Source organism: Burkholderia sp. BE12, from assembly GCF_002959955.1.
GTDB lineage: Bacteria > Pseudomonadota > Gammaproteobacteria > Burkholderiales > Burkholderiaceae > Burkholderia.
Map to the genome: position 1 here is coordinate 54,608 of NZ_PREY01000011.1, position 26,186 is coordinate 80,793.

The following is a 26,186-nucleotide window of genomic DNA, read 5'->3' on the forward strand; positions in this document are numbered from 1 at the left end:
ACGGACAAGGGGATAACACACATGAGCGACAAGCAAATCCGACTGTCCGTGCAGGGCGTGAACAAGCGCTTCGGCGGGCTGCAGGCACTGTCCGACGTCGGCCTGCAGATCCGCGAAGGCGAGATCTATGGCCTGATCGGCCCGAACGGCGCCGGCAAGACGACGTTCTTCAACGTGATCACGGGCCTCTACACGCCGGACTCCGGCGACTTCAAGCTGGACGGCACGAACTACACGCCGACGGCCGTGCACCAGGTGGCCAAGGCCGGCATCGCGCGCACGTTCCAGAACATCCGCCTGTTCGGCGGGATGACGGCGCTCGAGAACGTGATGGTGGGCCGCCACGTGCGCACCAAGCACGGGCTGCTCGGGGCGGTGTTCCAGACGCCGGCCGAACGTCAGGAAGAGCGCGAGATCAAGGAACGCGCGATCGAGCTGCTCGAATACGTCGGCGTGCTGCAGTACGCCGACTACACGTCGCGCAACCTGTCGTACGGTCACCAGCGTCGTCTGGAAATCGCACGGGCCCTGGCGACCGACCCGAAGCTGCTCGCGCTCGACGAGCCGGCAGCCGGGATGAACGCGACCGAGAAGGTCGAACTCACGCGCCTGCTCGACAAGATCCGCTCGGACGGCCGCACGATCCTGCTGATCGAGCACGACGTGAAGCTCGTGATGGGGCTGTGCAACCGGATGACGGTGCTCGATTACGGCAAGGTGATCGCCGAGGGTCTGCCGCAGGACGTGCAGAAGAATCCGAAGGTGATTGAGGCATATCTCGGCGCAGGGGTGCACTGATGGCAGCGGCAATGTTGAAAATCAAGGGCTTGCAGGTCAACTATGGCGGCATCCAGGCCGTCAAGGGCGTTGACATGGAAGTCCGTCAGGGCGAGCTCGTGACGCTGATCGGCGCGAACGGCGCCGGCAAGACCACGACGATGAAGGCGATCACCGGCCTGAAGCCGTACTCGGCGGGCGACATCGAGTACGACGGCAAGTCGATCAAGGGCGTGCCGTCGCACGAACTGCTCAAGCGCGGCCTCGCGATGGTGCCGGAAGGCCGCGGGATCTTCGCGCGGATGTCGATCATCGAGAACATGCAGATGGGCGCGTACCTGCGCAACGACAAGGAGCAGATCAAGAAGGACGTCGACCGGATGTTCGGCTTCTTTCCGCGCCTGAAGGAACGGGCGACGCAGCTCGCGGGCACGCTGTCGGGCGGCGAGCAGCAGATGCTCGCGATGTCGCGCGCGATTCTCTCCAAGCCGAAGCTGCTGCTGCTCGACGAGCCGTCGATGGGCCTGTCGCCGATCATGGTCGAGAAGATCTTCGAAGTGGTGCGCGAGATCTCGAAGGAAGGCATCACGGTGCTGCTGGTCGAGCAGAACGCACGCCTCGCGCTGCAGGCGGCCGACCGCGGCTACGTGATGGATTCGGGCACGGTCACGATGGAAGGCGACGCCAAGCAGATGCTCGACGATCCGAAGGTGCGCGCCGCGTATCTGGGCGAGTAAGCGATCGAATGAACGGGCCGGTTGCGCAGGTCGCACCCGGGCTTTCAAAAAGCCGTCACGGGATAGCCGTGACGGCTTTTTTTTCGTATCGTGCGATTCGCGTCGAACTGTGCGCGCAAAGGCGACTCCATTCGATTGTTGCGCCGGCTAGCGTGCGGTCGTCCGCATGCGGTCGCCCGCAGCCGGTCGCCCGCAGCCGGTCGCCCGCAAACGGACACACGGGCCGCGTAGCATCGGCGGCTCATCGGGACACGGAGAACACGCATGAGTCTGGACTACGGTTTCGTGAAGGCGAAGGTGACGTCGGTGGCGCGGCTGAAGGGTTCGCCGCACGGCAGCGAGATCCAGTATCACATCCACCTGACGCTGGCGCTGCCGGCGGGCGACTGGGATGTCGCGATCAATGTCGGCACCAACGACGCGGACGACCTGCTGAACTACAAGCTCGTCTACGATTTCCACCATCCGGTCACGCAGACGCTCGCCGCCGCGGCCGAAGGCTTTACCGATCTCACGGGGCAGGCCGCGCTGCCCGCGCTCGACTACCTGCGCAGCGACATCCTGAACGAGACGGGCGCGTGGCGCGCGAGCGCGGTGATGGACGGCACCGAGCATCCGGAGCCGATCCCGTCGCTGCTGCGGCTCGTGAACGCCGCGCAGTCGCAGGGCCTCGACGTCGTCGTGTTCGGCCGCACCTATGCGCAAGGCAACGGCATCCACGACACGCACATGAACCAGGGCTCGACCGGCCCGAACTACCTGCATCGCGCGGGCGACGATCACAACGACCACAACGACGTGTGGCAGGACGGCGCGCTGATCGTGCGCGTGAGCGACACGCAGTGGGCCGCGTATTTCGCGGCGTTCGAGCAGCAGGCCGTGCCGACCGACGCGCTCGGCAACCCGCTGCCGGGCGCGGGGCCGATCACGCGCTGAGCCGTGCCGCTGCCGGCGGCCGCGTTACGCGGCGGGCAGCGTCTTGCCGAACGAGATGCGTTCCTCGACGCGATAGCCGAGCGCCGCGTAGAAGCGGCATGCGTCCTCGTTGCCGGGCAGCACCTGGAGGTTGATCTTCAGGCAGCCGCGCGCGGCGAGCGCGCGTTCCGCATGCGCGATCAGCGCGCGGCCGACGCCGAGCCGGCGTGCGTCGTTCGCGACGCCGAACGAGTAGAGCCAGCCGCGATGTCCGTCGAAACCGGCCATCAGCGTGCCGACGACGCGCGCCCCGCTGGTCGCGACGAAGAACAGTTCCGGCTGGGTCGCGAGCTTCAGCTCGATCGATCGCAGCGGATCGCGGTGCGGCGGCGCACCGGCTTCGTCGTACTGCGGGAACGCGTCGCGCCATACCGCGAGCACGGCATCGGTGTCGGCGCGTTCGAACGGGCGGATAGCGACAGCATCGGCGGCGGCATCCATCGCGGGGTCTCCTTACAGCGTGTCGAGGATCGACCGCAGCATCGCCATCATCCGGTCGATTTCTTCGGTCGTCACGTTCAGCGCGGGCATGAAGCGCAGCAGGTTCGGCCGTGCGGCGTTCAGCAGCAGGCCGTCGGGCTGCATGTCGCGCGCCTTCTCGACGATCTGCGGGCCGATGTCCTTGCCGAGCAGCAGCGCGCGCAGCAGGCCTTCGCCGCGTTCGCCCTCGAAGCCGCGCTCCTCCGACAGCTCGAGCAGCTTGCGCTTCAGGTATTCGCCGCGCTCGCGCACGCCTTCCAGGAAGCCGGGCGCGACGAGCTGCGAGATGACCGAATGACCGGCCGCCGTCATCAGCGGGTTGCCGTTGTACGTGCCGCCCTGGTCGCCGGCCTCGAACACCGCGACATCGGCCTTCGACAGCAGCGCCGCGAGCGGCACGCCGCTGCCGATGCCCTTGCCGAGCGTCATGATGTCCGGCTCGATATCGGCGAGTTCGTACGCGAACAGCGTGCCCGCGCGGCCGCAGCCGCTCTGCACTTCGTCGACAATCAGCAGCAGGTTGTGCTGTTTCGTCAGCGCGCGCAGCTCCTGCATGAATTCGCGCGTGGCCGGAATCACGCCGCCTTCGCCCTGGATCGGTTCGAGCATCACCGCGACGGTCTTGTCGGTGATCAGCTTCTCGACCGAGTTGATGTTGTTCAGTTCGGCCTTCGGGAAGCCCGGCACCTGCGGCGCGTAGATCGTGTCCCAGCCCGGCTTGCCGCTGGCCGACATCGTCGCGAGCGTGCGGCCGTGGAAGCTGTGGTCGAACGTGATGATCTCGTACGCGCCGTTCCTGAACTTGCGGCCCCACTTGCGCGCGAGCTTGATCGCGCCTTCGTTCGCCTCGGCGCCGCTGTTCGTGAAGAACACCTTGTCGAACACGCTCTGCTGCGTGAGCAGGGCCGCGAGCTTCGCCATCGGCTCGTTGTAGAACGCCGGCGACGGGTTCAGCAGCTTTTCGGCCTGCGTTTTCAGTGCTTCGACGACACCGTCGTTGCAATGGCCGAGGCTGTTGACGGCCCAACCCTGGATGAAGTCCAGATAGCGCTTGCCCGTGTGATCGTAGAGCCACGAACCCTTGCCGTGCGTAAACACGATGTCGGGGCGGTTCGTGATGTACATCAGCGAGTCGATCGGATAATCGTTCAGGGGCATGGCAGCAGACTCCAGCGGGCGTTGAAAGGGAAACGGGCAATAAAAAAGCCACGGAAGGCCGTGGCTGGTGGGTCGAACAGCTTGTGCGTAACCGGTGAAGCGGAGGAGGGTTACGCGCGAGTCCGTGACGAGCCGGCGGCATCCGGGCGGAGCGGCGAGCGGCGACGTCGGAGAGCGGACAGGAAGCGGTTCATGTGCGCAAGCATAAGGCATCCCGCGCCCCACTGTAAACCGCCGCGATGCCACGGATGTGACACGGGCGGCGCGCGGCGGGGACGCGGGCGCGCCCGGTGCTCAGACCGGATGCGCGAGATCGGCGGCGCTCGTGAACGAGTCCGCGTAGAACTCCTCGGCCGGCAGCGCGTGGTGCTGCGTGAAGTCGCGCTGCGCGGATTCGACCATCACCGGCGCCCCGCACGCGTACACCTGGTGGCCGGACAGATCGGGCAGATCATCGATCACCGCGCGATGGACGAAACCGGTGCGGCCCGTCCACTGGTCGGCGTCGTCCGGCTCGGAGAGCACCGGCACGTACTTGAAGTTCGGGATGTCGCGCGCCCACTGCTCGGCGAGCTCGGCGAGGTAGATGTCCTTCTTGCGGCGCGCGCCCCAGTAGAGCGTCATCGGGCGCGTGATGCCCGAGTGCTTCACATGCTCGATGATCGCCTTGATCGGCGCGAAGCCGGTGCCCGACGCGAGCAGCACGATCGGCTTGTCGGAGTCCTCGCGCAGGAAGAACGTGCCGAGCGGGCCTTCGAAGCGCAGGATGTCGCGCTCCTTCATCGCGCCGAACACGTGGTCGGTGAACTTGCCGCCCGGCATGTGGCGGATGTGCAGCTCGATCGGGCCTTCCTCGTGCGGCGCGTTCGCCATCGAGTAGCTGCGGCGCGAGCCGTCCTTCAGGATGAATTCGACGTACTGGCCGGCGAGGTACTGCAGGCGTTCGTTGGCTGGCAACTGCAGCTTCACGACCATCACGTCGTCCGCCTTGCGTTCGAGCGCGGCGATCCGACACGGCAGCTTCTTGACCTGCACGCCGTCGACGCCGGCGATCTCGCGCACGTCGATCTCGAGATCGCATTGCGCCTTCGAGCAGCACAGCAGCGCGAGGCCGCGCGTGCGTTCGTCGTTGGACAGCGCCGACGCGGCGTGCGGGCCCTGTTCGATCTGGCCCGACACGATCTGGCCCTTGCAGGAGCCGCACGCGCCGTTCTTGCAGCCGTACGGCAGATGGACGTTCTGACGCAACGCGGCCGCCAGCACGGTTTCGTCCGACTCGACCTGGAATTGCCGGCCGCTTTGCTTGAGAGTGACGTTGAATGCCATAGAACCAAACTAGAACAAAATGGGGGAACCGTGCATGTCGCGCACGGCAGCTACAATGCAAAACCGTTGCGCGTCGCGCAACGGCGGCTACTGATTTCGCAACCAACATGATCGCGACACGAATCCTGCGCCGGCCGCGCGTACTGATCGTCGGCTGCGGCGACGTCGGCATGCGCTGCGTCGCGCAATGGCGTGACGCGCGCCGCGACTTGCGCATCCTCGCGCTGACGAGCCACCCGGCCCGCTGCGACGAATTGCGCGCCGCGGGCGCCACGCCGATCGTCGGCGATCTCGATCGCCCGGCGACGCTCGGCCGTCTCGCGGGCCTCGCCCGCACGATCCTGCATCTCGCGCCGCCGCAATCCGACGGCCGCGACGATCGACGCACGCGTGCGCTGATCGCCGCAACGTCCATGCCCGCGCGTCGGCCGGCGGCACCGCCGGCATCGGCGGTCGGCCGGCTCCGAACGCTGCGCATCGCGGCGCGACAGGCCGGCGCGCCCGTTCGGGCAGCGCGTATTGTACCCGAGGGTCTTCGCGCGCCGAGGCTCGTCTACGCCAGTACGACGGGCGTCTACGGCGACTGCGGCGGCGCGCGCATCGACGAAACGCACCCGCTGCGCCCCGCGAATCCGCGCGCGTTCCGGCGCGTGTCGGCCGAGCGACAACTGCGCGCGGCGACGGTGCGCGGCGTGCTGTCCGCGCGCATCGTGCGCATTCCCGGCATCTACGCGGCGAACCGCCTGCCGGTCGCGCGGCTCGAGCGCGGCACGCCGGCGCTCGAGCCGGCCGACGACGTGTACACGAACCACATTCACGCGGACGATCTCGCGGCGATCCTGCGCCGTGCGGCCGAGCGCGGCAAGCCGGCGCGCGTCGTGCACGCGTCGGACGACACCGAACTGCGGATGGGGGAGTATTTCGACCGGGTCGCGCAGGGGCTCGGCCTGCCGAGGCCGCCGCGCGTCAGCCGCGCGGACGCGGAGCGCCTGCTCGAGCCGACGCTGCTGTCGTTCATGCGCGAGTCGCGGCGCCTGTCCAACGCACGGCTCAAGGCCGAATTGTGCGTGACGTTGCGCTATCCGACCGTAGACGATTTCCTTCAAACGCTCGCGCCGGGCAGCGCGTCAGGTGAGCGCCGGTAACGCCTCGATCAGCAGGAAGCACAGCAGCGCACCGATCAGCGCGCCGATCAGGTTCGGATGATATTTGTGCTTCAGATGCATCGTGGCCAGCAGGCCGCCGATCACGATGACGCCGATGACCGCGAACGCGATCATCGCCGACGACAGTGCGAAAGAATGGTTGATGTTCATGATGTCTCCCCCTGCATCGCTGCTCTTGCAGCTTGTGATTTCAGTATAGCGGGGGAACCTGCGGCGCAGGGGCGGCCGGACACCGAGCGGTCGTGCGGATTTTCCCTTACAGGGTTTGGACGGGATTGCGCAGCGCGGCAAGGTCGGCTTCGTCGAGCCACCGCCATGCGCCGGGTGCGAGGTCGGCCGGCAGCACGAAGCCGCCGATGCTTTCGCGGTGCAGCAACTCGACGCGATTGCTCGCCGCCGCGACCATCCGCTTGACCTGGTGGTACTTGCCTTCGAGCACGGTCAGCGCGAGCGCGTGCGTGTCGCGGGCGTCGGCGGCGACGGCCGCGATCGGCTTCGGCTCGCCATGCAATTGCACGCCGGTGCGCAGCGCGTGCAGTTGCGCGTCGTCGAGCGGGTGGCGCACGGTCGCGACGTAGGTCTTCGGCACCTTGCGCTTGGGCGACGTGTACGCGTGCACGAACTGGCCGTCGTCGGACAGCAGCAGCAGGCCGGTCGTGTCCTGGTCGAGCCGGCCGACGCATTGCACGCCGCGCGCGACGAGCGGCGCGGGCAGCAGGCTGAACACGCTCGCATGGTGCTGCGGATCGCGCGAACACTCGTAGCCGGCCGGCTTGTTGAGCGCGAGATACGCGCGCGCATGGAACGGCCATGCCGTATCGTCGACCGAGAACACGAGGCCGTCGGTGTCGAAGGCGGCGTCCGGGTCGGTCGCGGCGGCGCCCGCGACGGCGACGCGGCCCGCTTCGATCAGGCCGCGGCACTGGCGGCGCGAGCCGAAGCCCTGAGTGTAGAGAATGCTTTCGAGATCCATAGCGCGCGCATTCTATCAAGCACCGGCGCATGGCCGGCATGAACCCGCATGCGCTGGTAAGCTGCCGGAACGCTGCGCGGCGCGCGGCGCCGTTCATTCTTCACGGAAAGTCCATGCCTTTCGATTCATTCCCGTTCGGCCGCCAGGCTGCCGCCGTCATCGTCGCCGCGACCGTTTCGTCGACCGCGTTCGCGCATGCGCATCTCGCGAAGAGCGACCCGGCGGCGGGCGCCGCGCTGGCTGCCGCACCGGCGGCCGTCACGCTCGACTTCACCGAGCCGCTGGAGCCGGCATTCAGCTCGATCGTCGTCGTCGATGGCGAGGGCAAGACGGTGTCGGACGGCCGAGCGCGGATCGACGCGTCGATGCGCAAGCGGATGACGGTGCCGCTCGCGGCGCTCGGCACGGGCGCGTACATGGTGAAGTGGGTGGCCGTCGCGACCGACGGGCATCGCACGCAGGGCGCTTACGGCTTCAGCGTGAAGTGACGCAACGGCGGCGGCAGGCCCGTGCCAGGGTTGCCGCCCGCCTTATCCGACCAGGAGTCCTGCATGAATCCGACGACGCTCGACGCACTCGCCGATTTCCCCCGTCAGCTCGAAGCGCATTTCGCGGCCGTGCCCGACGGCTATGCGCGCTGGACCCCCGACGACTGGGCCGGCATCCCGAGCGAGCATTTCTCGCCGCTCGGGCAGCTCTGCCATGTGCGCGACATCGAGATCGACGGCTATCACGTACGGCTGCGGCGCATGCTCGACGAGGACCGGCCGCTGCTCGTCTCGATCGACGGCGACGCGCTCGCGACCGAGCGGCGCTACAACGACGCGTACGCGTCCGACGTGCTCGCGGCGATTCGCGACGCACGACGCGAGACGCTGGCGCTGCTGTCGAGCCTCACGCCCGAACAGTTCGAGCGTACCGGCGAGTTCGACGGCTACGGTTCGCTGACCGTGCGCGGGCTCGTCCATTACCTGTGCAGCCACGACCAGCAGCATCTGGCCGGCATGCAGTGGCTGCTCGGCAAGATCGACGCGGCGCTGTACGCGCGCTGAGCCGGCCGGCGGCCGCGCTTCGATAGCGGAATCGGGTGCCGCCGTCGGTGCGGCAGACCACATTGCACGGCTTCGATTGGATCGATTTTCTGGATAATCCATCCAGCCGCGGCCGGCTGACCGGCGCGGCGCGCATGCCTACACTCCTAGCTTCGTTCAACGAAAAAGGAGTCAACCGTGGCAACTCATACGCTCGCAGACAAGGTCGTCCTGATCGCAGGCGGCGCAAAGAATCTCGGCGGCCTGATCGCCCGGGACCTGGCGGGCCACGGCGCGAAGGCGGTGGCGATTCACTACAACAGCGCGGCGTCGCAGGCGCAGGCCGAGGAGACCGCCGCCGCGGTACGTGCGGCCGGTGCTCAAGCGGCGACGTTCCAGGCGGACCTGACGACCGCCGCCGCGGTCGAGAAGTTGTTCGACGACGCGAAGCAGCGCTTCGGCAAGATCGACATCGCGATCAACACGGTCGGCAAGGTGCTGAAGAAGCCGTTCACCGAGATCAGCGAAGCCGAGTACGACGAGATGTTCGCGGTCAACAGCAAGTCGGCGTTCTTCTTCATCAAGGAAGCCGGGCGGCACCTCGAGGATCACGGCAAGCTCGTCACGCTCGTGACGTCGCTGCTCGGCGCGTTTACACCGTTCTACGCGGCGTACGAAGGATCGAAGGCGCCGGTCGAGCACTTCACGCGCGCGGCGTCGAAGGAATACGGCGCGCGTGGAATCTCGGTGACGGCCGTCGGGCCGGGCCCGATGGACACGCCGTTCTTCTATCCGGCCGAAGGCGCCGATGCGGTCGCATATCACAAGACGGCCGCCGCGCTGTCGCCGTTCAGCAAGACAGGGCTGACCGACATCGAGGACGTCGTGCCGTTCATCCGTCATCTCGTGACCGACGGCTGGTGGATCACGGGCCAGACGATCCTGATCAACGGCGGCTATACGACCAAGTAACCGGCCCGTTTGCGGCAGCGCGGCGCACCGCAATGGCGCGTTTGCGTGGACAATGGACGGGCGCGTGGCCACGAGGCCGCGCGTCCGTTTTCTCCGTGTCGCCGAAGCCGGCCGGCCGCGATGCGCGCCAGCCGGCTGGCGACTGCCGTTCGAACCCGGGTTTCCCGCCGATGGACAAGCTGGATCAGGTCAGGATCTTCCTGCAGGTTGCCGAGATGGGCAGCTTCATCAAGGCCGCGCATGCGCTCGGCGTGCCGCGCGCGACCGTGTCGGCGGCCGTCCAGCAACTCGAGACGGCGCTCGGCACGCGTCTGTTGCACCGCACGACGCGTCAGGTGCAGCTGACCGCCGACGGCGCGCTGCTGCTCGAACGCGGCCGGCGCCTGCTCGCGGAGGCCGACGAGCTCGACCGTCTGTTTCGGCGCCGCGACCGCGACGTGGTCGGGCGGCTGAACGTCGACGTGCCGAGCCGGATCGCGCGCCGCGTCGTGGCACCCGCGCTGCCGTCGCTGTTTCGCCGCCACCCGAAGCTGCAACTGTCGCTCGGCTCGACCGACCGCACGATCGACCTCGTGCAGGAGGGCGTCGATTGCGCGATCCGCGTCGGGCGGCTCGCGGACAGCAGCCTCGTCGTGCGGCCGCTCGGGCAGTTCACGCTGATCAATTGCGCGAGCCCCGACTACCTGCGCGAATGCGGCGTGCCCGAGCATCCGGATGCACTCGCGCACGGGCACTGGGCGATCGGCTATGCGTCTCCGACGACGGGGCGCGAGCTAGGCTGGGAATACTGCGCGGACGGACGGCGGCACATGCTGACGCTGCCGAGCCGCGTGATCGTCAACAACGCCGAGACCTATATCGCCAGCTGCATCGCGGGAATGGGGCTGATCCAGATTCCGCGCTTCGACGTCGAGCATCTGCTGGCAAGCGGCGCACTCGTCGACGTGATGTCCGGCCACCGCGCCGAGCCGATGGACGTGGCGGCCGTGTATCCGCACCGCCGGCATCGTTCGAGGCGGCTCAACGCGTTCATCGAGTGGTTCGGCGAGTTGATGGCGGAGGCATTGAACGACGCGGGTGCGAGCGGCAGCGGCGACTGAAAGCGGCATCGTGCCGGTGCCTGCGGGCCGTCCCGCGCCGTTCTCCGGCTCGTGACGCCGCCCGATCGGTACCGGCGCGACGTGGCACCTGCGGCGACTGCGGCGACTGCGCCGCGCGTGCTCAGGCAGCGAACTGCCGCGTGCGCCCGGTGGCCCGAACCGCGTCGATCAGCGCGGCGCCGACGCCCGAGGGTTTCGACGCGAATGCGTAAAAGCGTGCGGCCGGCAGCGCCGGGAGGCCGTCGTGCGGCCCGCACTCGCGCAGGCCGTCGCGTAGTTGGCTGCGCGCGAGCGCCGTGACCGCGAAACCGGCGAGCGCGGCTGACATGCACCCGGCCATGCTCCCGCTTTCGAACAGCACGCGAAACGGCTGCAGCGCCGCGGCGAGCGCGGAAACCGCGGCTTGCCGATACACGCACGGCTCCGGAAACAGCGCGAGCGGCACGCCTTCTTCGGCATCGAGCGCCGTATCGGCCGCGAATGCCCACACGAGCGGCTCCTCCCACAGCAATTCGCCGGGCGTGTCGACCTGTCGGCACTGCTTGCCGAACACGACGTCGAGCCGGCCCAGCGATTGCTCCCGCAGCAGCGACGCGGTGATGCCGACCTTCAGTTCGATCGAGGTGCGCGGATGGCTGTCGCGGAACGTGCGCAGCACCTGCGGCAGCCACGTGCCCGCGAAATCCTCCGATGCGCCCACCCGCAGCGGCCCGTGCGCCGGCGCGCCGCGCAGCCGCGCGCGCACTTCGCGCTCCATGTCGACGATGTTGCGCGCGTACGCGTACAGCGTGTCGCCGGCCGGCGTCAGCGCGATACGGCGTGTCGTGCGCGCGAGCAGCACGGTGCCGGCCGCCTGTTCGAGCCGCTTGATGTGGCCGCTGACGGCGGACGGCGTCAGCGCGAGGCGTTCCGCGGCCGGCGCGAATCCGCGGCTGTCGACCACTTCGAGAAAGGTGCGCAGCAGCCCGATGTCGAGCGCGGTCGACGCAGGATTGGTCGGCGGTTCCATGGATCGATTCAACGCGATATCTAAAGAGTAAATCATGATACTCCGTGAATCGTGATGAAAGGCCGACCTACCATCGTAGGTTCATGCTGACTGACGGAGTACCCGATGACGACCTATGCACATGCGACGACCGCGTCGCTCGACATTGCCTATCTCGAATGGAATCCGCACGGCGAACACGTGGCCGTGCTGCTGCACGGATGGCCGGACAGCCCGGTCGGCTGGGAGGCGGTGGCATCGGCACTCGTCGCACGCGGCTACCGCGTGCTCGCGCCAGCGCTGCGCGGTTTTGCGCCGACGCGCTTTCGCGACGCGTCCGTGCCGCGCAGCGGCCAGCTCGCGGCGCTCGGGCGCGACCTGCTCGAATTCGTCGACGTGCTCGGTATCGAGCGGCCCGTGCTGGTCGGGCACGACTGGGGCGCCCGCGCGGCCGCGAACGCCTGCGGGCTGCGCGGCGGTGCCGCATCGCAGCTCGTGATGCTGTCGGTCGGGTACGGCACCAACGATCCCGCTCAGCCGCTGTCGCTGCAGCAGGCGCGCAACTACTGGTATCACTGGTTCATGGCGACGCCGCGCGGCGAGCAGGCGCTGCGCGACGACCGCCGTGCATTTGCGCGCCTGATGTGGGATACGTGGTCGCCGCCGGGCTGGTATCGCGACAGCGATTTCGACGCGGCGGCCGTTGCGTTCGACGGACCCGACTGGATCGACGTCGTGCTGCATTCGTACCGGCAGCGCTGGGGCTTCGCGGCGGGTACGCCGGCCTATGCCGCCGACGACGCGCGGCTGAACCCGGCGCCCGTGCTGACGGTGCCGACGCTCGTGCTGCATGGCGGCGCGGACGCCTGCAATCATCCGGACAGCTCGGCCGGGCGCGAACGGTTCTTCGCCGGGCGCTACGAGCGGCAGGTGCTCGACGGAGTGGGGCACTTCCCGCAGCGCGAGTCTCCGGCGGCGGTCGCGGACGCGATCCTCGGGTTCTGCGAGCGGGATTGACCCGCGCCGGCCGGCCCGGCGCGGGAAGGATCAGCCGCCCGCGCGCGGCGCGAGCAGGTCGCCGAGGCCGAGGTTCCGGAACATCTCGCGGCGGATGCGATCGCCGACGCGGAATACTTCCTCCGCGCCGTCCTGCGACGGATCGACGAAGACGCGGTATGGGCGCTTGCCGTGCGGAGCGGCGACGATATCGACGATCGCCGTCGCGACCGCGCCGGCATCGGCGTCCGCGGGTTCGAGCGCAGCGAGGCCCTTCAGCGCCTGATCGGCAACGCCCGCATAAGGGCCGCTGTCGTAGAGCGCCTCAGCCGCCGCATCGGCCGGCTTGCCCGCATGGGCGAAGTGATTCGTCCCCTTGGTGAATGCGCCCGGCACGACGATCGACGTTTCGATGCCCCAGCGGGTGAGCTCGGCAGCGTAGGACACCGCGAGCGAGTCCATCGCGGCTTTCGCGGCGAAGTAGGGGGCCAGGAACGGCGGGGTGCCGCCGCGCGCCGACGAGGACGATACCCATACGAGCAGGCCGCGGCCCTGGCCGCGCAGGTGCGGCAGCGCCGCGCGGTTCACGCGCTGGGTCGACACGACGTTGATGTCGTAGAGCTGCGCCAACTGCTCGGGCGTGAACGCTTCGGCCGGCCCGAACACCATGTGGCCGGCGTTGTGAACGACGACGTCGAGGCGGCCGTGGTCGGCGATCACGCGATCGATCGCGGCGTCGACCGATGCGTCGTCGCCGACGTCGAGTTCGAGGCTGCGCAGGTCGACGCCGTGTTCTTGCGCATAGGTGGCGACGGCGGCGACGCGCGGTGCGTTGCGCCCGGCGCTCTCGCGCATCGATGCGTAGACCGTGTGACCGGCGCGGGCGAGCGCCTGGGCCGTCAGCAAGCCGAAGCCGCTGGACGCGCCGGTGACGAGGACGACTTCCTTCATGAGCGATCTCCTGGTGGAAAGACGAGGGGCAGCGGGCGGTCCGTTAGCACATGCCGCCGTTGGCGCGCAGGATCTGGCCGTTGATCCACGCGCCGTCGGGGCTCGCGAGGAACGCGACGACGCGCGCGATGTCGTCGGGCTGGCCGAGCCGCTCGAGCGGGTTCAGCTTCGCGAGCCGATTGACGAGTTCGGGGCTCTTGCCCTGCAGGAACAACTCGGTCGCGACCGGCCCCGGCGCGACGGCGTTCACGCGGACGCCGCGCCCGCGCATTTCCTGCGCGAGCACCTGCGTGAGGCTTTCGACCGCCGCCTTGCTGGCGACGTACACGCCGTAAGTCGGCATGCGCATGCCGATCACGCTGGTCGACAGGTTGATGATGCGTCCGCCGTCGCGCACCCGTTTTGCCGCTTCGCGGCATACGTTGAACGTGCCTTTCACGTTGATGGCGATCGTTTCGTCGAAGAGCGCATCGTCGCAGTCGGCGATGGCCGCCAGCTTCATCACGCCCGCGGAATTGACCACCACGTCGATGCCGCCGAATGCGTCGCGGGCGGCGTCGAACAGCGCGGCCACGGCGGCCGGGTCGGCGACGTTCGCCTGCACCGCGACGGCATGGCCGCCGTCGGCGACGATCGCGTCGACCACCTCGCGGGCCGGGCCGGCGCTCCCGGCATAGTTGACGACGACCCGGAAGCCGTCCCGGGCGAGCTGGCGGGCGATTTCCGCGCCGATGCCGCGCGACGAACCCGTGACGAGGGCGACCTGTTCCGATGTGCTCATGTCCTGCTCCTGGTGAATGGATGGGTGCCGTTCGATCCGGCGACAGGACTACTGTAGGCTTCCTCGGTGAATAAAAATAATGAATAATGATCAGCCAATGAATGACTAAAAGTATGTCTCATGGGATTCGACAGCAGGCTGCTCAGCGGTATCGGCGTGCTCTCCGCGGTGATCGAGGCCGGCACCTTCGCGCGGGCGGGCGAGGCGATGGGGCTGACTCAGCCGGCGGTGAGCCGCGCCGTCGCCCGGCTGGAAGAGCGGGTCGGCATCCGGATCTTCAACCGGACGGCGCGCGCGATCACGTTGACCGACGAAGGACGACGCTTTTACGAGGCGGTCGCGCCGCTGCTGGCCGGCATCGAGGAGGCGGCGCTCGACGCCGGCGAGTCGAAGGCGCGCGTGAGGGGGCGGTTGCGGGTCAACGTGGACGGCACGTTCGGTCATTACGTGCTGGCGCCGCGGATGGCGGAATTTCTCGATCGCTTTCCCGATCTGTCCGTCGAGATCAGCGTGCGCGACCGGATGGGCGACCTCGTCGCCGACGGCTTCGACGTGGCGGTGCGCTTCGGCATCCCGGAGCCGTCGTCATATCGTGCGCGACTGCTGCTCGAGACGCGCGTGCTGACCTGCGCGTCGGCGGCCTATGTCGAACGTCACGGCGAGCCGCGTCATCCGCGCGATCTCGCGCACGGGCATCGTTGCGTGCTGATTCGCGACCCGGTGACGGGGCGGCCGTATGAATGGGAGTTTCATCGGGGCAAGGAGGTCGTGCCGATCGACGCCGCCGGCAGGCTGATGGTGAACGACACAGGCGGGCTGCTCGGCGCGTGCCTCGGCGGCGCGGGCATCGCGCAATTGCTGGAACTCTACGCGCGGGACATCGTTGCCGACGGGAAGCTGGTCCTGCTGCTGCCGGAGTGGACGGACGAGACATTTCCGCTCTACGCGTATCACCACGCGTCCAATCTCGTTGCCGCGAAGGTGCGCGTGTTTCTCGACTTCGTCCGCGAGTTGACGGTCTGAGTGTCTGCACGGCGAAGGGCGGCCGGCAGGTCATTCGGTGCGATGGGGAATGTTGTCCGGGAACGGATAGGGCGCATGCGGCCCGGGCCAGTCGGGTACCGGCGGCGCGCTCAGCACGTCGCACCCGTCAAGCATGAGCGCCAGCCCCGCGGCGAGCACGCCGCGGCAGATCCGGCATGAAATCGTGCGCATGAACATGGGTGGCCTCCGTGGTCGGCATTCCCTGATGCTTGGACTGCCGGGCGGGATACCTGTTGCGGCGAACGCGGCGCAAAAACAAAAAACCCGCGAAGCGGCGAGCTTGCGCGGGTTTCGACAGTTGCAGCGCATGACGCTGCGAAATACTGGTGCCCAGGGCCGGAATCGAACCGGCACGCCTTGCGGCGGGGGATTTTGAGTCCCCTGCGTCTACCAATTTCACCACCTGGGCTTGATCCTGGCCGCGCATGCGATGTGCAGATTGTGCGCGGCGAAACGCGGATTATGGCGGAAAACCGCGCACCCGGCAAGCAGCCCGGCACCCGGCCGCATACGACTTACTGGCTCAGGTAGACGAACTGGCCATGTTTGACGATCCCCATCACGCTCGCGCGCTGATCGAGCCCCACGTGATCCTTGTCGCTCGTATTGACGACGCCGTTAGGCACGACGAGCTCATGTGCGCGTTCGAGTTCGCGCCGCAGCGCGGCACGGAAGGCCGGCGTGCCGGGCTGCGCGGCCTTCAGCGCGCGACCGACCGCGTCCGCGAGGCGCAGGTACACGCCCGCCGCGTCGCCCGCGAACTGCGTGACGGTGCCTGCGCCATATCGGGCTTCATACGCGTCGACGAATGCCAGCGCGGCCTTGCGCGCCGGATGGTCGGCCGGCAGCGTGCGCGCGACGACGACCGGCTGGGTCGGGAACAGCGTCCCGTCGACGTCCTTGCCGCCGAGCTTGATGAATTCCGGCGTCGCGATCCCGTGGGTCTGGTAGATCGCACCCTTGTAGCCGCGCTCGATCAGCGTGCGCTGCGGCAGCACGGCCGGCGTGCCCGAGCCCGCGATCAGGATCGCATCGGGTTTCGCCGCGATCAGCTTCAGCGCCTGGCCGGTGACGCTCGCGTCGGTGCGGTTGAAGCGCTCGGTCGCGATCACGCGGATCTTGCGCAGGTCCGCGAAGCGCGTGAATTCGTTGAGCCAGCTGTCGCCGTAGCTGTCCGCGAAGCCGATGAAGCCGACCGTCTTCACGCCGTGGTTGGCCATGTAGCGCGTCATCACGTCGGCCATCGCGCTGTCGCTCTGCGCCATCTTGAACGCCCAGGTCCGCGCGCCTTCCTGCGGCTCGACGATCGCGCCCGAGCCGACCAGCGTGATCATTGGCGTCTGCGCGGCGGCCACCGCGTCGAGCGCCGCGAGCGCGGCCGGCGTGATGTTCGGCCCGACCACGACGTCGACGTGATCCTCGTCGACCAGCTTGCGGATGTTGCGCACGGCGGCGCCCGGGTCGGACGCGTCGTCGAGCACCGTGACCTGCACGGGCTGCCCGGCGATCGTCTTCGGCCACATCAGGATCGCGTTCTTGCTGGTGATGCCGATCGCGGCGGCCGGGCCGGTCGACGACAGGTCGACGCCGACCTTCAGGTCGGCATGCGCGGCCGCGCAGGCCAGCACGAGGGCGGCGCCGGCGGCGCGGCGCAACAGGGCGGGAAGCGTCATGCGGGAATCTCCATCTCCGTCGGGCAACAAAAAGGGGCGCAATATGCGCCCCTGTGTTTATACCTGTCCGTCAAAGCTCGTACGATTCGGATTCGCCCTTGAGCGCCTGCTCGATCAGCTTGCGGTTCAGCGTCGGCGACAGCAGTTCGACCAGCGTATACACATAGCTGCGCAGGTAGGCGCCCTGCTTGAGCGCGACGCGCGTCACGTTGCTGCCGAACAGGTGGCCGACCGGAATCAGCCGCAGGCCGCGATCGCGCTCGGGATTGAACGCGATGTCGGCCATGATGCCGACGCCGAGGCCGAGTTCGACGTAGGTCTTGATCACGTCGGCGTCGATCGCCTCGAGCACGATGTCCGGCGACAGCCCGCGCAGCGCGAACGCGTGATTGATCTTCTTGCGGCCCGCGAACGCGTCGTCGTACGTGATCAGCGGATATTGCGCGAGATCGTCCAGCGTGACCGGCTTGCGTTCGAGCAACGGATGGTCGGCCGGCACGACGGCGGCGTGATGCCACTGGAAGCAGGGCAGCGACACGAGTTCCTTGTAGTCGGAGATCGCCTCGGTCGCGATCGCGAGATCGGCCTGGTCGTGGATCACCATCTCGGCCACCTGCGTCGGGCTGCCCTGCAGGATCGACAGGTGCACCTTCGGGAAGCGTTTCTTGAACTCGGCGATCGCGGCCGGCAGCGAGTAGCGGGCCTGCGTGTGGGTCGCCGCGATGGTCAGGTTGCCCTGGTCCTGCGCTGCATAATCTTTTCCGACCCTTTTGAGGCTTTCAACCTCCTGAAGAATCCGCTCGACCGAAGCAAGAATGATCCGGCCCGGCTCGGTGAGCGAGCGCACGCGCTTGCCGTGCCGCGTGAAGATCTCCACGCCCAGCTCGTCCTCGAGCTCGATGATCGCCTTCGATACCCCCGGCTGCGACGTATAGAGCGCCTTGGCGGCCTCGGTGAGGTTGAAATTCTGCCGGACGGCCTCGCGCACGAAGCGGAATTGGTGCAGGTTCATTTATAACCCCTTGGCATATCAAAAGAATTTTTTAGTCGTTTGAAATATAAGGGGAGTTTATTACGATTCACCGGAGTTTTTCAAATATGGATATCTGTTTTCGTCATTAGCAATCCAGCCGGCAGCGGATGGCCGGCGGCGGTGACGACGGAACGGAAATTCGGGCGCGACGTGGCTAGGACGTCGCGCGGTCAACACGAAAACCCTGGGGTCCCCGAATGTATCAGTACGACCAATACGACCAGACGATCGTCGACGAGCGAGTCGCGCAGTACCGCGACCAGGTGCGCCGCCGGCTGTCGGGCGAGTTGAGCGAAGACGAATTCCGTCCGCTGCGTCTGCAGAACGGCCTGTACATGCAGCGTCACGCGTACATGCACCGCATCGCGATTCCGTACGGCAACCTGCGCAGCGAGCAGCTCCGGATGCTGGCCCGCATCGCCCGCGAACACGACCGCGGCTACGGCCACTTCTCGACCCGCTCGAACATCCAGTTCAACTGGATCGAGCTGGAAGAGACGCCCGAGATCCTCGCGAAGCTCGCGTCGGTGCAGATGCACGCGATCCAGACGTCGGGCAACTGCATCCGCAACATCACGGCCGACCAGTTCGCCGGCGTCGCGCAGGACGAAGAGATCGATCCGCGCCCGTGGGCCGAGATCCTGCGCCAGTGGTCGACGTTCCATCCCGAATTCGCTTGGCTGCCGCGCAAGTTCAAGATCGCGGTGTCGGGTTCGAAGCATGACCGCGCGGCCGTGCAGATCCACGACCTCGGCGTGTACCTGAAGAAGAACGCGCAGGGCGAGGTGGTCGCGAGCATCCTCGCGGGCGGCGGCCTCGGCCGTACGCCGATCGTCGGCGCGGTGATCAAGGAAGACCTGCCGTGGCAGCACCTGATCACGTACTGCGAAGCCGTGCTGCGCGTGTACAACCGTTACGGCCGCCGCGACAACCTGTACAAGGCGCGCATCAAGATCCTCGTGAAGGCGCTGTCGCCGGCGAAGTTCGCGCAGCAGGTCGAGGAAGAATGGCAGCACCTGAAGGACGGCCCGTCGACGCTCACGCAGGCCGAGCTCGACCGCGTGTCGCAGTATTTCAAGCCGCCGGTCTACGAGAAGCTGGCCGACACCGACGCATCGTTCGAACAGCATCTGCTCGAGAACAAGGCGTTCGCGCGCTGGGTCGAGCGTAACGTCGCGCCGCACAAGGTGCCCGGTTACGCCGCGGTCACGCTGTCGCTGAAGGATCACCGCGTGGCCCCGGGCGACGCAACCGACGCGCAGATGGATCTGGTCGCCGACTGGGCCGACGCGTACTCGCTCGGCGAACTGCGCGTGTCGCACGAGCAGAACCTGATTCTCGCGAACGTGAAGAAGCGCGACCTGTTCGCGTTGTGGGAAAAGGCGAAGGCAGCCGGTTTCGCGACGCCGAACATCGGCCTGTTGACCGACATCATCGCGTGCCCGGGCGGCGACTTCTGCTCGCTCGCGAACGCGAAGTCGATCCCGATCGCCCTCGCGATCCAGCAGCGTTTCGACGATCTGGATTACGTGTACGACCTCGGCGACCTGTCGCTGAACATTTCCGGTTGCATGAACTCGTGCGGTCATCACCACGTCGGCAACATCGGCATCCTCGGCGTCGACAAGGACGGTGCCGAGTGGTACCAGGTGTCGCTCGGCGGCGAGCAGGGCACGGGCCGCAACGGCGCGCGCCTCGGTCGCGTGATCGGGCCGTCGTTCTCCGCGGAAGAAGTGCCGGACGTGATCGCCAAGCTGATCGACACGTTCGTCGAAGCGCGCATCGACGGCGAGCGCTTCGTCGACACCTACGATCGCATCGGCATCGCGCCGTTCAAGGAGCGCGTGTATGCGGCGCGCCAGGCAGTGAACGCGTAACCAACCGGCTAGAAGGAATTTGCAGATGGCTTCGATTATCAAGAACCGCGCAGTGATCGACGACGCATGGCAGGTCGTGCGCGCGGCGGAAGACGGTGCGCTGCCCGCGGTCGACGCATTGCCGGCCGGCAAGGTGCTGGTGCCGTTCGCGTTGTGGCAGGCCGAGCGCGCGGCGCTCGTCGCCGCGAAGACGAAGGACGAACTCGGCGTGTGGCTCGCGCCGGACAGCGAACCGGCGAACCTCGCGGCCGACTTCGGCGCGATCTCGCTGATCGCCGTCGAGTTCCCGCGCTTCGCGGACGGCCGCGGCTACAGCATCGCGCGCCTGCTGCGCGAACGTCATGGCTGGACCGGCGAGTTGCGCGCGATCGGCGACGTGCTGCGCGACCAACTGCTGTACATGTCGCGTTGCGGCTTCGACGCCTTCGCGGTGCGTGCCGACAAGGACATTCACGACGCGCTGAATGCGTTCACGGAATTCACGCAGCGTTACCAGGGCGCGTTCGACGAGCCGGCGCCGCTGTTCCGCCGCCGCGAGGCCGCGGCCGACAGCAAGGTGAGCGCATGAGCACCGCGACCGCCACCGAACTGACGCCGGAACTCGCCGCGAAGGTCGAGCGCCTCGACACGCTGCTCGCGCAAATCGGCGCCCGTCACGACAAGGTGAAATTCGCGAGCAGCCTCGCGGCGGAAGACATGCTGCTCACGCACGCGATCCTGTCGAAGGGCGTGTCGATCGGCATCTTCTCGCTGAACACGGGGCGCCTGCACGCGGAAACGCTCGGCATGATCGACCGCGTGCGCGAGCGCTACGGCTACGAGATCGAGCAGTTTCATCCGCAGCAGGATGCGGTCGATCAGTACGTCGCCGAGCACGGCCTGAACGCGTTCTACGAGAGCATCGAGCTGCGCAAGTCGTGCTGCCACATCCGCAAGGTCGAGCCGCTGAACCGCGCGCTGTCGGACGTCGGCGCGTGGGTGACGGGCCAGCGCCGCGAGCAGTCGGTCACGCGTGCGGAGCTGCACGAGGAAGAACAGGACGAAGCGCGCGGGATCGCGAAGTACAACCCGCTCGCCGACTGGACGGAAGCCGACGTGTGGGCGTACCTTAACGCGTTCGACGTGCCGGTCAACCCGCTGCATGCGCGCGGCTACCCGAGCATCGGCTGCGAGCCGTGCACGCGCGCGATCCGTCCCGGCGAGGACAGCCGCGCGGGCCGCTGGTGGTGGGAATCGCGCGACACGAAGGAATGCGGGCTGCACATCACGACGATCACGCCGATTCCCGCGAATGCCGAAACCGGCGCCGCGCACTGAAAGCAGACAAGAAACTGAATATTGCGCCGCCTGCGACAGCGGGCGGCACGAACCCGGAAGAGAAGGACTGAAATCATGAGCACGACGCTCGAGCAATCCGCCTTTGCCCCGCCCACCGGCGCCGACAGCCGCATGGGCCACCTCGACTGGCTCGAAGCCGAGTCGATCCACATCCTGCGCGAACTCGTTGCCGAATGCAGCAAGCCGGCGCTGTTGTTCTCGGGCGGCAAGGATTCGGTCGTCGTGCTGCATCTGGCACTGAAGGCGTTCGGCCTCGGCGCGAACCGCAAGACGACGCTGCCGTTCCCGCTCGTGCATATCGACACGGGCCACAACTACGAGGAAGTGATCGACTTCCGCGACCGCCGTGCGCAAGAACTCGGCGCCGAGCTGGTGGTCGGCCACGTCGAGGATTCGATCAAGCGCGGCACGGTCGTCCTGCGCCGCGAAACCGATTCGCGTAACGCCGCGCAGGCCGTCACGCTGCTGGAAACGATCGAGCAGCACGGTTACACGGCGCTGATCGGCGGCGCGCGCCGCGACGAAGAGAAGGCGCGCGCGAAGGAGCGCATCTTCTCGTTCCGCGACGAATTCGGCCAATGGGACCCGAAGGCGCAGCGCCCGGAACTGTGGAGCCTGTACAACGCCCGCCTGCACAAGGGCGAGCATCTGCGCGTGTTCCCGATCTCGAACTGGACCGAGCTCGACGTGTGGCAGTACATCGCGCGCGAGAACCTCGAACTGCCGTCGATCTACTACGCGCACCAGCGCGAGATCGTGCGCCGCAACGGGCTGCTCGTGCCGGTCACGCCGCTCACGCCGATGCGTGACGGCGAGACAAGCGAGCTTGCGCAGGTGCGCTTCCGCACGGTCGGCGACATCAGCTGCACGTGCCCGGTCGAGAGCGACGCGGACGACGTCGAGAAGATCATCGCCGAAACGGCGGTGACCGAGATCACCGAGCGCGGCGCGACCCGAATGGACGACCAGGCGTCCGAAGCGGCGATGGAACAGCGCAAGAAGCAAGGTTATTTCTGAAGCACACGAGGACATTCACATCATGAGCATCATCGAAAATCACGAAGACCTCGGCGTGCTGCGCTTCATCACCGCGGGCAGCGTCGACGACGGCAAGAGCACGCTGATCGGCCGCCTGCTGTACGACAGCAAGGCCGTGCTGTCCGACCAGCTGTCCGCGCTGTCGCGCGCGAAGAACAAGCGCACGGTCGGCGACGAGCTGGATCTCGCGCTGCTGACGGACGGGCTGGAAGCCGAGCGCGAGCAGGGCATCACGATCGACGTCGCGTATCGCTATTTCGCGACCGCGAAGCGCAAGTTCATCATCGCCGACACGCCGGGCCACGAGCAGTACACGCGCAACATGGTGACGGGCGCGTCGACCGCGCACGCGTCGATCATCCTGATCGACGCGACGCGCGTGACGATCGAGAACGGCATCGCGGACCTGCTGCCGCAGACCAAGCGCCACAGCGCGATCGTCAAGCTGCTCGGGCTGCAGCACGTGATCGTCGCGATCAACAAGATGGACCTCGTCGACTACAGCGAGGCGCGTTTCAACGAGATCCGCGACGCGTACGTCGCGCTCGCGAAGCAGCTCGGCCTGACCGACGTGCGCTTCGTGCCAGTGTCGGCGCTGAAGGGCGACAACATCGTCGGCGCGAGCGAGCGCATGCCGTGGTACGCGGGCGAACCGCTCCTCGACGTGCTCGAGTCGCTGCCGGTCGAGACGCAGGCGCATGACGCGCTGCGCTTCCCGGTGCAGTGGGTCGCGCGCCAGGACGGCAGCTCGGCCGACGATTTCCGCGGCTACATGGGCCGGATCGAGTCGGGCGAAGTGAAGGTCGGCGACGCGATCGTCGTGCTGCCGTCGAACCGCACCGCGACGGTTGCGGAGATCGTCGCGCCGGTGCCGGGCGGTACCGCGTCCGTCGCGCACGCGTTGGCGGGCCAGACGGTGACGCTCCGTCTCGCGGAAGATGTCGACGTGTCGCGCGGCGACATGTTCGTCACGACCGCCGAGCCGGTCGAGCCGGCCAAGAAGCTCGAGGCCGACTTGTGCTGGTTCGACGAGACGCCGCTGTCGCAGCAGCGCAAGTACCTGCTGAAGCAGACCACCAGCACGGTGTTCGCGAAGATCGGCTCGGTCAAGCAGGTGCTCGACGTGCATACGCTGTCGCACGCGACCGACCGTCAGGAACTGAAGATGAACGACATCGGCCGCGTGGCGCTGACGCTGCAGAAGCCGATCGTCTGCGACACGTACGATGCGCACCCCGGTACGGGCGCGTTCGTGCTGATCGACGAGGCGACGCATCACACGGTCGCCGCAGGCATGATCCGCGCGTTCTCGGCGTAATCGTCAATCCGCGCGGCGGCGAACCGGCCGCCGCGGCAGGACCCTAGCGAAGCGACAAACATGGGCAAGGTATATCTGATCGGAGCGGGGCCGGGCGCGGCGGACCTCATTACGGTGCGCGGCATGCGGCTGCTCGAGCAGGCCGACGTCGTGCTGCACGACGCGCTCGTCGAGCCCGCGATGCTCGACTATGCGCCGAACGCGCGGAAAATCGCGGTCGGCAAGCGTTGCGGGCAGCGCTCGACCGCGCAGCATTTCATCAACAAGCAGATCGTCGACGCGGCGCGCGAGCATGCGTGCGTGGTGCGGCTGAAGGGCGGCGATCCGATGCTGTTCGGCCGCGCCGAAGAGGAAATGCGCGCGCTCGACGCGGCCGGCATCGACTACGAGGTCGTGCCGGGCATCACCGCGGCGCTGGCCGGCGCGGCGACGCTGAAGCGTTCGCTCACGTTGCGCGGCGTGTCGCGCAGCGTCGCGTTCGCGACGCACAGCCGCGCACCGGGCAGCGACGAGATCCGCGAGGCCGCACGCGCCGATTCGATCGTCTACTACATGGGCCGCGACAGCGCGCCCGGCATCGCGCAGGAATTGATCGACGCCGGCCGTGCGCCGACGACGCCGGTGGCGATCGTCGAGGCATGCAGCACCGCACGCGAACGCACGCTGACGCTGACGCTCGCGCGGATGGCGGCCGGCGACGCGCAGGCGTGGCTCGATCCCGCGGAACCGAGCCTGCTGATGATCGGCGATGCATTCGCCGAACGCACGCGGCAGGCACAGGCGGGCGATCCGATGCGCAATGCCGCCTGAGCGCGGCTCGAGCGCGGTCCCAAACGAAAAAAGCGCCGGCAGATGCCGGCGCTTTTGCGTTGGGGGCGGCGAATGCGTCGGCCGCTACGCGTCGTCGCCGAGCTGGTCGACACAATAGCGCGCGACCGCGTCGAGCACGCCGTCGTCTTCGCCAACGGCCGTCGCGCAGCGGATCTCGACGCCCGGATGTGCGGCGCGGCATGCGTCGACGAGCTGCGGCAGGTCGCGGCGGACATGGCCGCCCTGGCCGAAGAACACGGGCACCACGGTGATGCGGGCGCAGCCGGCCGCGACTTGCGCGGCGACGGCCTCAGCGAGCGACGGCGTCATCAGTTCGAGGAACGCGAGCGACACCTGCGCGGCAGGGGAGCCGGCGCCGCGCAGCCGCGCGGCGAGCCGCTCGAACGGCTCGGCCCAGCGCGGGTCGCGGGCGCCGTGGCCGAACAGGACGATACCGTGCGAATGCATGTCGAAGCCTCCGTCGCGACGCGGCGCTCAGTGCCGGTCGACCCACTTGAGCGCGAACAGGCCGAGCGCGAGATAGATGAGGCCCGGCGTCGCCGCGGTGAGCGGCGCGGGCCACGTGTTCAGCGTGCCGATGTGCGAGAACAGCGTGTTGAGCAGCTGGAAACTCATGCCGAGCATGATCCCGCCGAACACCTTCACGCCGACCACGCCCGCCCGCGTGTGCAGGTACGCGAACGGCAGCGACAGCACGAGCATCACGAATACGGCGAACGGATACAGCAGCTTGCGCCACAGCGCGATGTCGTAGCGCTGCGTGTCCTGCTGGTTTTCCTTCAAGTGCTGGATGTAGCGGAACAGGTTGACGATCGACATGCGCTCCGGCGACACGAGCAGCACCGACAGGATCTGCGGCGTCAGGTCCGAACGCAGCCGGTATTCGGGCAGCGATACCTGCTGCGACCGGAACACGGGGTTCAGCGCGTCGGCCGGCTGGCCGCTGATCGGCTTGATCGGCGTCAGCTCCGTCTCGGTGACGCCCGTCAGCAGCCAGTGGCCGGGCGGCTCGTAGCGGCCGGTTTGCGCGATCCGCACGTTCTGCAGCTGGAATTTCGAGTCGAATTCGTAGATGCGCACGTTGCTGATCGTCGAGTCGGGCGACAGGCTGCCGACGTTCACGAAGCGCGTGACCTGCTCGCCGTTCTCGCGGGCCGCGAGCGTGTCCTTCACCCACACGCCCGACTGGAAGTTCGACGACACCGATGCGCCGAGCGCCTGCAGCCGCACGCGTTCGGACAACTGGTCGGCGTACGGGCCGACGAATTCGCCGATCAGGTAGGTGACGATCACGAGCGGCACGCCGATCTTCAGCAGCGAACGCAGCGCCTGGTTGGTCGCGAGGCCAGACACGCGGAAGATCGTGAATTCCGAGTTCGCGGCCATCTGCGCGAACACGTAGATCGCGCTGATCAGCGCGGCGACCGGGATGATCTCGTAGAAGCGCGACGGCGTCTGCAGCGCGACGCGCAGCACCGCGTAGCCGAACTTGTAGTTGCCGTGCCCGACCGAGTTCAGCTCGCTGATCAGGTCGAAGAAGAAGAACAGACCGGAGAACGCGAACAGGATGAAGATGAACGTGACGTAGATCTGCCGCGCGAAGTACTTTTCATAGAGCCGCAT

Annotated in this window: 29 protein-coding genes and 1 tRNA gene; 16 read left to right on the forward strand and 14 right to left on the reverse strand. The window is 67.6% G+C overall.

The genetic code is table 11. The features are described 5' to 3' along the window. Nucleotides 1-21: 21 nt before the first annotated feature. The 3 genes from C4B30_RS14375 to C4B30_RS14385 all read left to right on the forward strand — a co-directional run bounded on the left by C4B30_RS14375 (nucleotide 22) and on the right by C4B30_RS14385 (nucleotide 2,450). A complete protein-coding gene (locus C4B30_RS14375; RefSeq protein WP_027785192.1) occupies nucleotides 22-798 on the forward strand; it encodes an ABC transporter ATP-binding protein in 777 nt (258 codons plus the stop codon). Next, nucleotides 798-1,514 carry an ABC transporter ATP-binding protein gene (locus tag C4B30_RS14380; protein ID WP_027785191.1) on the forward strand — a complete coding sequence of 239 codons (717 nt, stop codon included), beginning with the start codon at nucleotides 798-800 and terminating at the stop codon, nucleotides 1,512-1,514. The genes C4B30_RS14375 and C4B30_RS14380 overlap by 1 nt, the downstream gene beginning before the upstream one ends. A 264-nt stretch (nucleotides 1,515-1,778) precedes the next feature. Next, nucleotides 1,779-2,450, forward strand: coding sequence for a DUF2278 family protein (locus tag C4B30_RS14385; protein WP_027785190.1), 672 nt, complete (start codon nucleotides 1,779-1,781; stop codon nucleotides 2,448-2,450). 24 nt (nucleotides 2,451-2,474) lie between these two features. Here C4B30_RS14385 and C4B30_RS14390 read toward each other — a convergent pair whose 3' ends face one another. From C4B30_RS14390 to C4B30_RS14400, 3 genes are all read right to left on the reverse strand, one after another. Next, on the reverse strand, nucleotides 2,475-2,930 hold the full coding sequence (locus C4B30_RS14390) for a GNAT family acetyltransferase (protein ID WP_027785189.1): 456 nt from the start codon (nucleotides 2,928-2,930) through the stop codon (nucleotides 2,475-2,477). Nucleotides 2,931-2,942: 12 nt separating this feature from the next. Then, entirely contained in the window at nucleotides 2,943-4,127 is a 1,185-nt protein-coding gene (locus C4B30_RS14395) for an acetylornithine transaminase (RefSeq protein ID WP_027785188.1), read from the reverse strand. Between the two features lie 294 nt (nucleotides 4,128-4,421). Further along, entirely contained in the window at nucleotides 4,422-5,453 is a 1,032-nt protein-coding gene (locus C4B30_RS14400) for a CDP-6-deoxy-delta-3,4-glucoseen reductase (RefSeq protein WP_027785187.1), read from the reverse strand. 107 nt (nucleotides 5,454-5,560) lie between these two features. Between C4B30_RS14400 and C4B30_RS14405 the strand changes: the two genes are divergently transcribed. Further along, a complete protein-coding gene (locus C4B30_RS14405; protein ID WP_027785186.1) occupies nucleotides 5,561-6,598 on the forward strand; it encodes an NAD-dependent epimerase/dehydratase family protein in 1,038 nt (345 codons plus the stop codon). Here C4B30_RS14405 and C4B30_RS14410 read toward each other — a convergent pair. Further along, the gene (locus C4B30_RS14410) at nucleotides 6,581-6,769 is read right to left on the reverse strand and encodes a hypothetical protein (protein WP_027785185.1); all 189 of its coding nucleotides are present in this window, start codon (nucleotides 6,767-6,769) and stop codon (nucleotides 6,581-6,583) included. The genes C4B30_RS14405 and C4B30_RS14410 overlap by 18 nt on opposite strands. A 106-nt stretch (nucleotides 6,770-6,875) precedes the next feature. Beyond that, nucleotides 6,876-7,592 carry a 16S rRNA pseudouridine(516) synthase gene (locus C4B30_RS14415; protein WP_027785184.1) on the reverse strand — a complete coding sequence of 239 codons (717 nt, stop codon included), beginning with the start codon at nucleotides 7,590-7,592 and terminating at the stop codon, nucleotides 6,876-6,878. A 113-nt stretch (nucleotides 7,593-7,705) separates the two neighbouring features. Between C4B30_RS14415 and copC the strand changes: the two genes are divergently transcribed. The 4 genes from copC (at nucleotide 7,706) to C4B30_RS14435 (ending at nucleotide 10,695) form a co-directional block, all read left to right on the forward strand. Continuing rightward, nucleotides 7,706-8,080: a copper homeostasis periplasmic binding protein CopC gene (gene copC / locus C4B30_RS14420; protein WP_027785183.1), complete on the forward strand. Its 375-nt coding sequence runs from the start codon at nucleotides 7,706-7,708 to the stop codon at nucleotides 8,078-8,080. 63 nt (nucleotides 8,081-8,143) lie between these two features. Further along, entirely contained in the window at nucleotides 8,144-8,644 is a 501-nt protein-coding gene (locus C4B30_RS14425) for a DinB family protein (RefSeq protein ID WP_027785182.1), read from the forward strand. 177 nt (nucleotides 8,645-8,821) lie between these two features. After that, nucleotides 8,822-9,595, forward strand: a complete 774-nt coding sequence (locus tag C4B30_RS14430) for an SDR family oxidoreductase (protein ID WP_027785181.1) — start codon at nucleotides 8,822-8,824, stop codon at nucleotides 9,593-9,595. Between the two features lie 170 nt (nucleotides 9,596-9,765). Continuing rightward, entirely contained in the window at nucleotides 9,766-10,695 is a 930-nt protein-coding gene (locus C4B30_RS14435; RefSeq protein ID WP_027785180.1) for a LysR family transcriptional regulator, read from the forward strand. Nucleotides 10,696-10,816: 121 nt separating this feature from the next. Here the strand turns inward: C4B30_RS14435 and C4B30_RS14440 are convergent, their stop codons facing one another. Beyond that, complete coding sequence (locus C4B30_RS14440) at nucleotides 10,817-11,704, reverse strand: LysR family transcriptional regulator (protein ID WP_034185436.1); 888 nt, start codon at nucleotides 11,702-11,704, stop codon at nucleotides 10,817-10,819. Between the two features lie 105 nt (nucleotides 11,705-11,809). Between C4B30_RS14440 and C4B30_RS14445 the strand changes: the two genes are divergently transcribed. After that, nucleotides 11,810-12,700, forward strand: a complete 891-nt coding sequence (locus tag C4B30_RS14445; protein WP_027785178.1) for an alpha/beta fold hydrolase — start codon at nucleotides 11,810-11,812, stop codon at nucleotides 12,698-12,700. A gap of 30 nt (nucleotides 12,701-12,730) precedes the next feature. Here the strand turns inward: C4B30_RS14445 and C4B30_RS14450 are convergent, their stop codons facing one another. Both C4B30_RS14450 and C4B30_RS14455 read right to left on the reverse strand, forming a co-directional pair. Continuing rightward, the gene (locus C4B30_RS14450; protein WP_027785177.1) at nucleotides 12,731-13,630 is read right to left on the reverse strand and encodes an SDR family oxidoreductase; all 900 of its coding nucleotides are present in this window, start codon (nucleotides 13,628-13,630) and stop codon (nucleotides 12,731-12,733) included. A 43-nt stretch (nucleotides 13,631-13,673) separates the two neighbouring features. Continuing rightward, on the reverse strand, nucleotides 13,674-14,411 hold the full coding sequence (locus tag C4B30_RS14455; RefSeq protein ID WP_027785176.1) for an SDR family oxidoreductase: 738 nt from the start codon (nucleotides 14,409-14,411) through the stop codon (nucleotides 13,674-13,676). A gap of 120 nt (nucleotides 14,412-14,531) precedes the next feature. Here C4B30_RS14455 and C4B30_RS14460 point away from each other — a divergent pair, with 120 nt between their 5' ends. Beyond that, nucleotides 14,532-15,434 (forward strand): LysR family transcriptional regulator, encoded by a 903-nt coding sequence (locus tag C4B30_RS14460; RefSeq protein WP_027785175.1) that lies wholly within the window; start codon nucleotides 14,532-14,534, stop codon nucleotides 15,432-15,434. A 30-nt stretch (nucleotides 15,435-15,464) separates the two neighbouring features. On the opposite strand, the gene C4B30_RS35655 is transcribed toward C4B30_RS14460, so the two are convergent. The 4 genes from C4B30_RS35655 to C4B30_RS14475 all read right to left on the reverse strand — a co-directional run bounded on the left by C4B30_RS35655 (nucleotide 15,465) and on the right by C4B30_RS14475 (nucleotide 18,140). Beyond that, complete coding sequence (locus C4B30_RS35655) at nucleotides 15,465-15,632, reverse strand: hypothetical protein (RefSeq protein ID WP_175888615.1); 168 nt, start codon at nucleotides 15,630-15,632, stop codon at nucleotides 15,465-15,467. A gap of 147 nt (nucleotides 15,633-15,779) precedes the next feature. Then, nucleotides 15,780-15,864, reverse strand: a tRNA-Leu gene (locus tag C4B30_RS14465). A gap of 106 nt (nucleotides 15,865-15,970) precedes the next feature. Next, nucleotides 15,971-17,128: an ABC transporter substrate-binding protein gene (locus tag C4B30_RS14470; RefSeq protein ID WP_027785174.1), complete on the reverse strand. Its 1,158-nt coding sequence runs from the start codon at nucleotides 17,126-17,128 to the stop codon at nucleotides 15,971-15,973. A 70-nt stretch (nucleotides 17,129-17,198) separates the two neighbouring features. Beyond that, nucleotides 17,199-18,140, reverse strand: coding sequence for a CysB family HTH-type transcriptional regulator (locus C4B30_RS14475; protein WP_027785173.1), 942 nt, complete (start codon nucleotides 18,138-18,140; stop codon nucleotides 17,199-17,201). Between the two features lie 218 nt (nucleotides 18,141-18,358). On the opposite strand from C4B30_RS14475, the gene C4B30_RS14480 reads away from it, so the two are divergent. The 6 genes from C4B30_RS14480 to cobA all read left to right on the forward strand — a co-directional run bounded on the left by C4B30_RS14480 (nucleotide 18,359) and on the right by cobA (nucleotide 24,542). After that, a complete protein-coding gene (locus C4B30_RS14480; protein WP_027785172.1) occupies nucleotides 18,359-20,038 on the forward strand; it encodes a nitrite/sulfite reductase in 1,680 nt (559 codons plus the stop codon). Between the two features lie 25 nt (nucleotides 20,039-20,063). Further along, entirely contained in the window at nucleotides 20,064-20,606 is a 543-nt protein-coding gene (locus C4B30_RS14485) for a DUF934 domain-containing protein (RefSeq protein ID WP_027785171.1), read from the forward strand. Further along, the gene (locus tag C4B30_RS14490) at nucleotides 20,603-21,355 is read left to right on the forward strand and encodes a phosphoadenylyl-sulfate reductase (protein WP_027785170.1); all 753 of its coding nucleotides are present in this window, start codon (nucleotides 20,603-20,605) and stop codon (nucleotides 21,353-21,355) included. The genes C4B30_RS14485 and C4B30_RS14490 overlap by 4 nt, the downstream gene beginning before the upstream one ends. A 75-nt stretch (nucleotides 21,356-21,430) precedes the next feature. Continuing rightward, nucleotides 21,431-22,393 carry a sulfate adenylyltransferase subunit CysD gene (gene cysD / locus C4B30_RS14495; RefSeq protein WP_006478076.1) on the forward strand — a complete coding sequence of 321 codons (963 nt, stop codon included), beginning with the start codon at nucleotides 21,431-21,433 and terminating at the stop codon, nucleotides 22,391-22,393. 22 nt (nucleotides 22,394-22,415) lie between these two features. Then, nucleotides 22,416-23,732: a sulfate adenylyltransferase subunit 1 gene (locus C4B30_RS14500; protein WP_027785169.1), complete on the forward strand. Its 1,317-nt coding sequence runs from the start codon at nucleotides 22,416-22,418 to the stop codon at nucleotides 23,730-23,732. 60 nt (nucleotides 23,733-23,792) lie between these two features. Next, nucleotides 23,793-24,542 carry a uroporphyrinogen-III C-methyltransferase gene (gene cobA / locus C4B30_RS14505; protein ID WP_027785168.1) on the forward strand — a complete coding sequence of 250 codons (750 nt, stop codon included), beginning with the start codon at nucleotides 23,793-23,795 and terminating at the stop codon, nucleotides 24,540-24,542. An 84-nt stretch (nucleotides 24,543-24,626) separates the two neighbouring features. On the opposite strand, the gene C4B30_RS14510 is transcribed toward cobA, so the two are convergent. Continuing rightward, nucleotides 24,627-25,010 (reverse strand): sirohydrochlorin chelatase, encoded by a 384-nt coding sequence (locus C4B30_RS14510; RefSeq protein WP_027785167.1) that lies wholly within the window; start codon nucleotides 25,008-25,010, stop codon nucleotides 24,627-24,629. A 27-nt stretch (nucleotides 25,011-25,037) separates the two neighbouring features. Continuing rightward, complete coding sequence (lptG, locus tag C4B30_RS14515; protein WP_027785166.1) at nucleotides 25,038-26,186, reverse strand: LPS export ABC transporter permease LptG; 1,149 nt, start codon at nucleotides 26,184-26,186, stop codon at nucleotides 25,038-25,040.

Excerpts from the sequence above, each read along its gene's own strand:
- cysD (WP_006478076.1), top strand. The coding sequence starts at position 21,431 with ATGAGCACGACGCTCGAGCAATCCGCCTTTGCCCCGCCCACCGGCGCC.
- C4B30_RS14390 (WP_027785189.1), bottom strand. The coding sequence starts at position 2,930 with ATGGATGCCGCCGCCGATGCTGTCGCTATCCGCCCGTTCGAACGCGCC.
- C4B30_RS14405 (WP_027785186.1), top strand. The coding sequence starts at position 5,561 with ATGATCGCGACACGAATCCTGCGCCGGCCGCGCGTACTGATCGTCGGC.
- C4B30_RS14490 (WP_027785170.1), top strand. The coding sequence starts at position 20,603 with ATGAGCACCGCGACCGCCACCGAACTGACGCCGGAACTCGCCGCGAAG.
- C4B30_RS14475 (WP_027785173.1), bottom strand. The coding sequence starts at position 18,140 with ATGAACCTGCACCAATTCCGCTTCGTGCGCGAGGCCGTCCGGCAGAAT.
- C4B30_RS14410 (WP_027785185.1), bottom strand. The coding sequence starts at position 6,769 with ATGAACATCAACCATTCTTTCGCACTGTCGTCGGCGATGATCGCGTTC.
- C4B30_RS14385 (WP_027785190.1), top strand. The coding sequence starts at position 1,779 with ATGAGTCTGGACTACGGTTTCGTGAAGGCGAAGGTGACGTCGGTGGCG.
- C4B30_RS14455 (WP_027785176.1), bottom strand. The coding sequence starts at position 14,411 with ATGAGCACATCGGAACAGGTCGCCCTCGTCACGGGTTCGTCGCGCGGC.
- C4B30_RS14480 (WP_027785172.1), top strand. The coding sequence starts at position 18,359 with ATGTATCAGTACGACCAATACGACCAGACGATCGTCGACGAGCGAGTC.
- C4B30_RS14445 (WP_027785178.1), top strand. The coding sequence starts at position 11,810 with ATGACGACCTATGCACATGCGACGACCGCGTCGCTCGACATTGCCTAT.
- C4B30_RS35655 (WP_175888615.1), bottom strand. The coding sequence starts at position 15,632 with ATGTTCATGCGCACGATTTCATGCCGGATCTGCCGCGGCGTGCTCGCC.
- C4B30_RS14375 (WP_027785192.1), top strand. The coding sequence starts at position 22 with ATGAGCGACAAGCAAATCCGACTGTCCGTGCAGGGCGTGAACAAGCGC.
- C4B30_RS14415 (WP_027785184.1), bottom strand. The coding sequence starts at position 7,592 with ATGGATCTCGAAAGCATTCTCTACACTCAGGGCTTCGGCTCGCGCCGC.
- C4B30_RS14510 (WP_027785167.1), bottom strand. The coding sequence starts at position 25,010 with ATGCATTCGCACGGTATCGTCCTGTTCGGCCACGGCGCCCGCGACCCG.
- C4B30_RS14435 (WP_027785180.1), top strand. The coding sequence starts at position 9,766 with ATGGACAAGCTGGATCAGGTCAGGATCTTCCTGCAGGTTGCCGAGATG.
- C4B30_RS14395 (WP_027785188.1), bottom strand. The coding sequence starts at position 4,127 with ATGCCCCTGAACGATTATCCGATCGACTCGCTGATGTACATCACGAAC.
- C4B30_RS14450 (WP_027785177.1), bottom strand. The coding sequence starts at position 13,630 with ATGAAGGAAGTCGTCCTCGTCACCGGCGCGTCCAGCGGCTTCGGCTTG.
- C4B30_RS14440 (WP_034185436.1), bottom strand. The coding sequence starts at position 11,704 with ATGGAACCGCCGACCAATCCTGCGTCGACCGCGCTCGACATCGGGCTG.
- C4B30_RS14380 (WP_027785191.1), top strand. The coding sequence starts at position 798 with ATGGCAGCGGCAATGTTGAAAATCAAGGGCTTGCAGGTCAACTATGGC.
- C4B30_RS14400 (WP_027785187.1), bottom strand. The coding sequence starts at position 5,453 with ATGGCATTCAACGTCACTCTCAAGCAAAGCGGCCGGCAATTCCAGGTC.
- C4B30_RS14500 (WP_027785169.1), top strand. The coding sequence starts at position 22,416 with ATGAGCATCATCGAAAATCACGAAGACCTCGGCGTGCTGCGCTTCATC.
- C4B30_RS14485 (WP_027785171.1), top strand. The coding sequence starts at position 20,064 with ATGGCTTCGATTATCAAGAACCGCGCAGTGATCGACGACGCATGGCAG.
- C4B30_RS14460 (WP_027785175.1), top strand. The coding sequence starts at position 14,532 with ATGGGATTCGACAGCAGGCTGCTCAGCGGTATCGGCGTGCTCTCCGCG.
- lptG (WP_027785166.1), bottom strand. The coding sequence starts at position 26,186 with ATGCGGCTCTATGAAAAGTACTTCGCGCGGCAGATCTACGTCACGTTC.
- C4B30_RS14470 (WP_027785174.1), bottom strand. The coding sequence starts at position 17,128 with ATGACGCTTCCCGCCCTGTTGCGCCGCGCCGCCGGCGCCGCCCTCGTG.
- cobA (WP_027785168.1), top strand. The coding sequence starts at position 23,793 with ATGGGCAAGGTATATCTGATCGGAGCGGGGCCGGGCGCGGCGGACCTC.
- copC (WP_027785183.1), top strand. The coding sequence starts at position 7,706 with ATGCCTTTCGATTCATTCCCGTTCGGCCGCCAGGCTGCCGCCGTCATC.
- C4B30_RS14425 (WP_027785182.1), top strand. The coding sequence starts at position 8,144 with ATGAATCCGACGACGCTCGACGCACTCGCCGATTTCCCCCGTCAGCTC.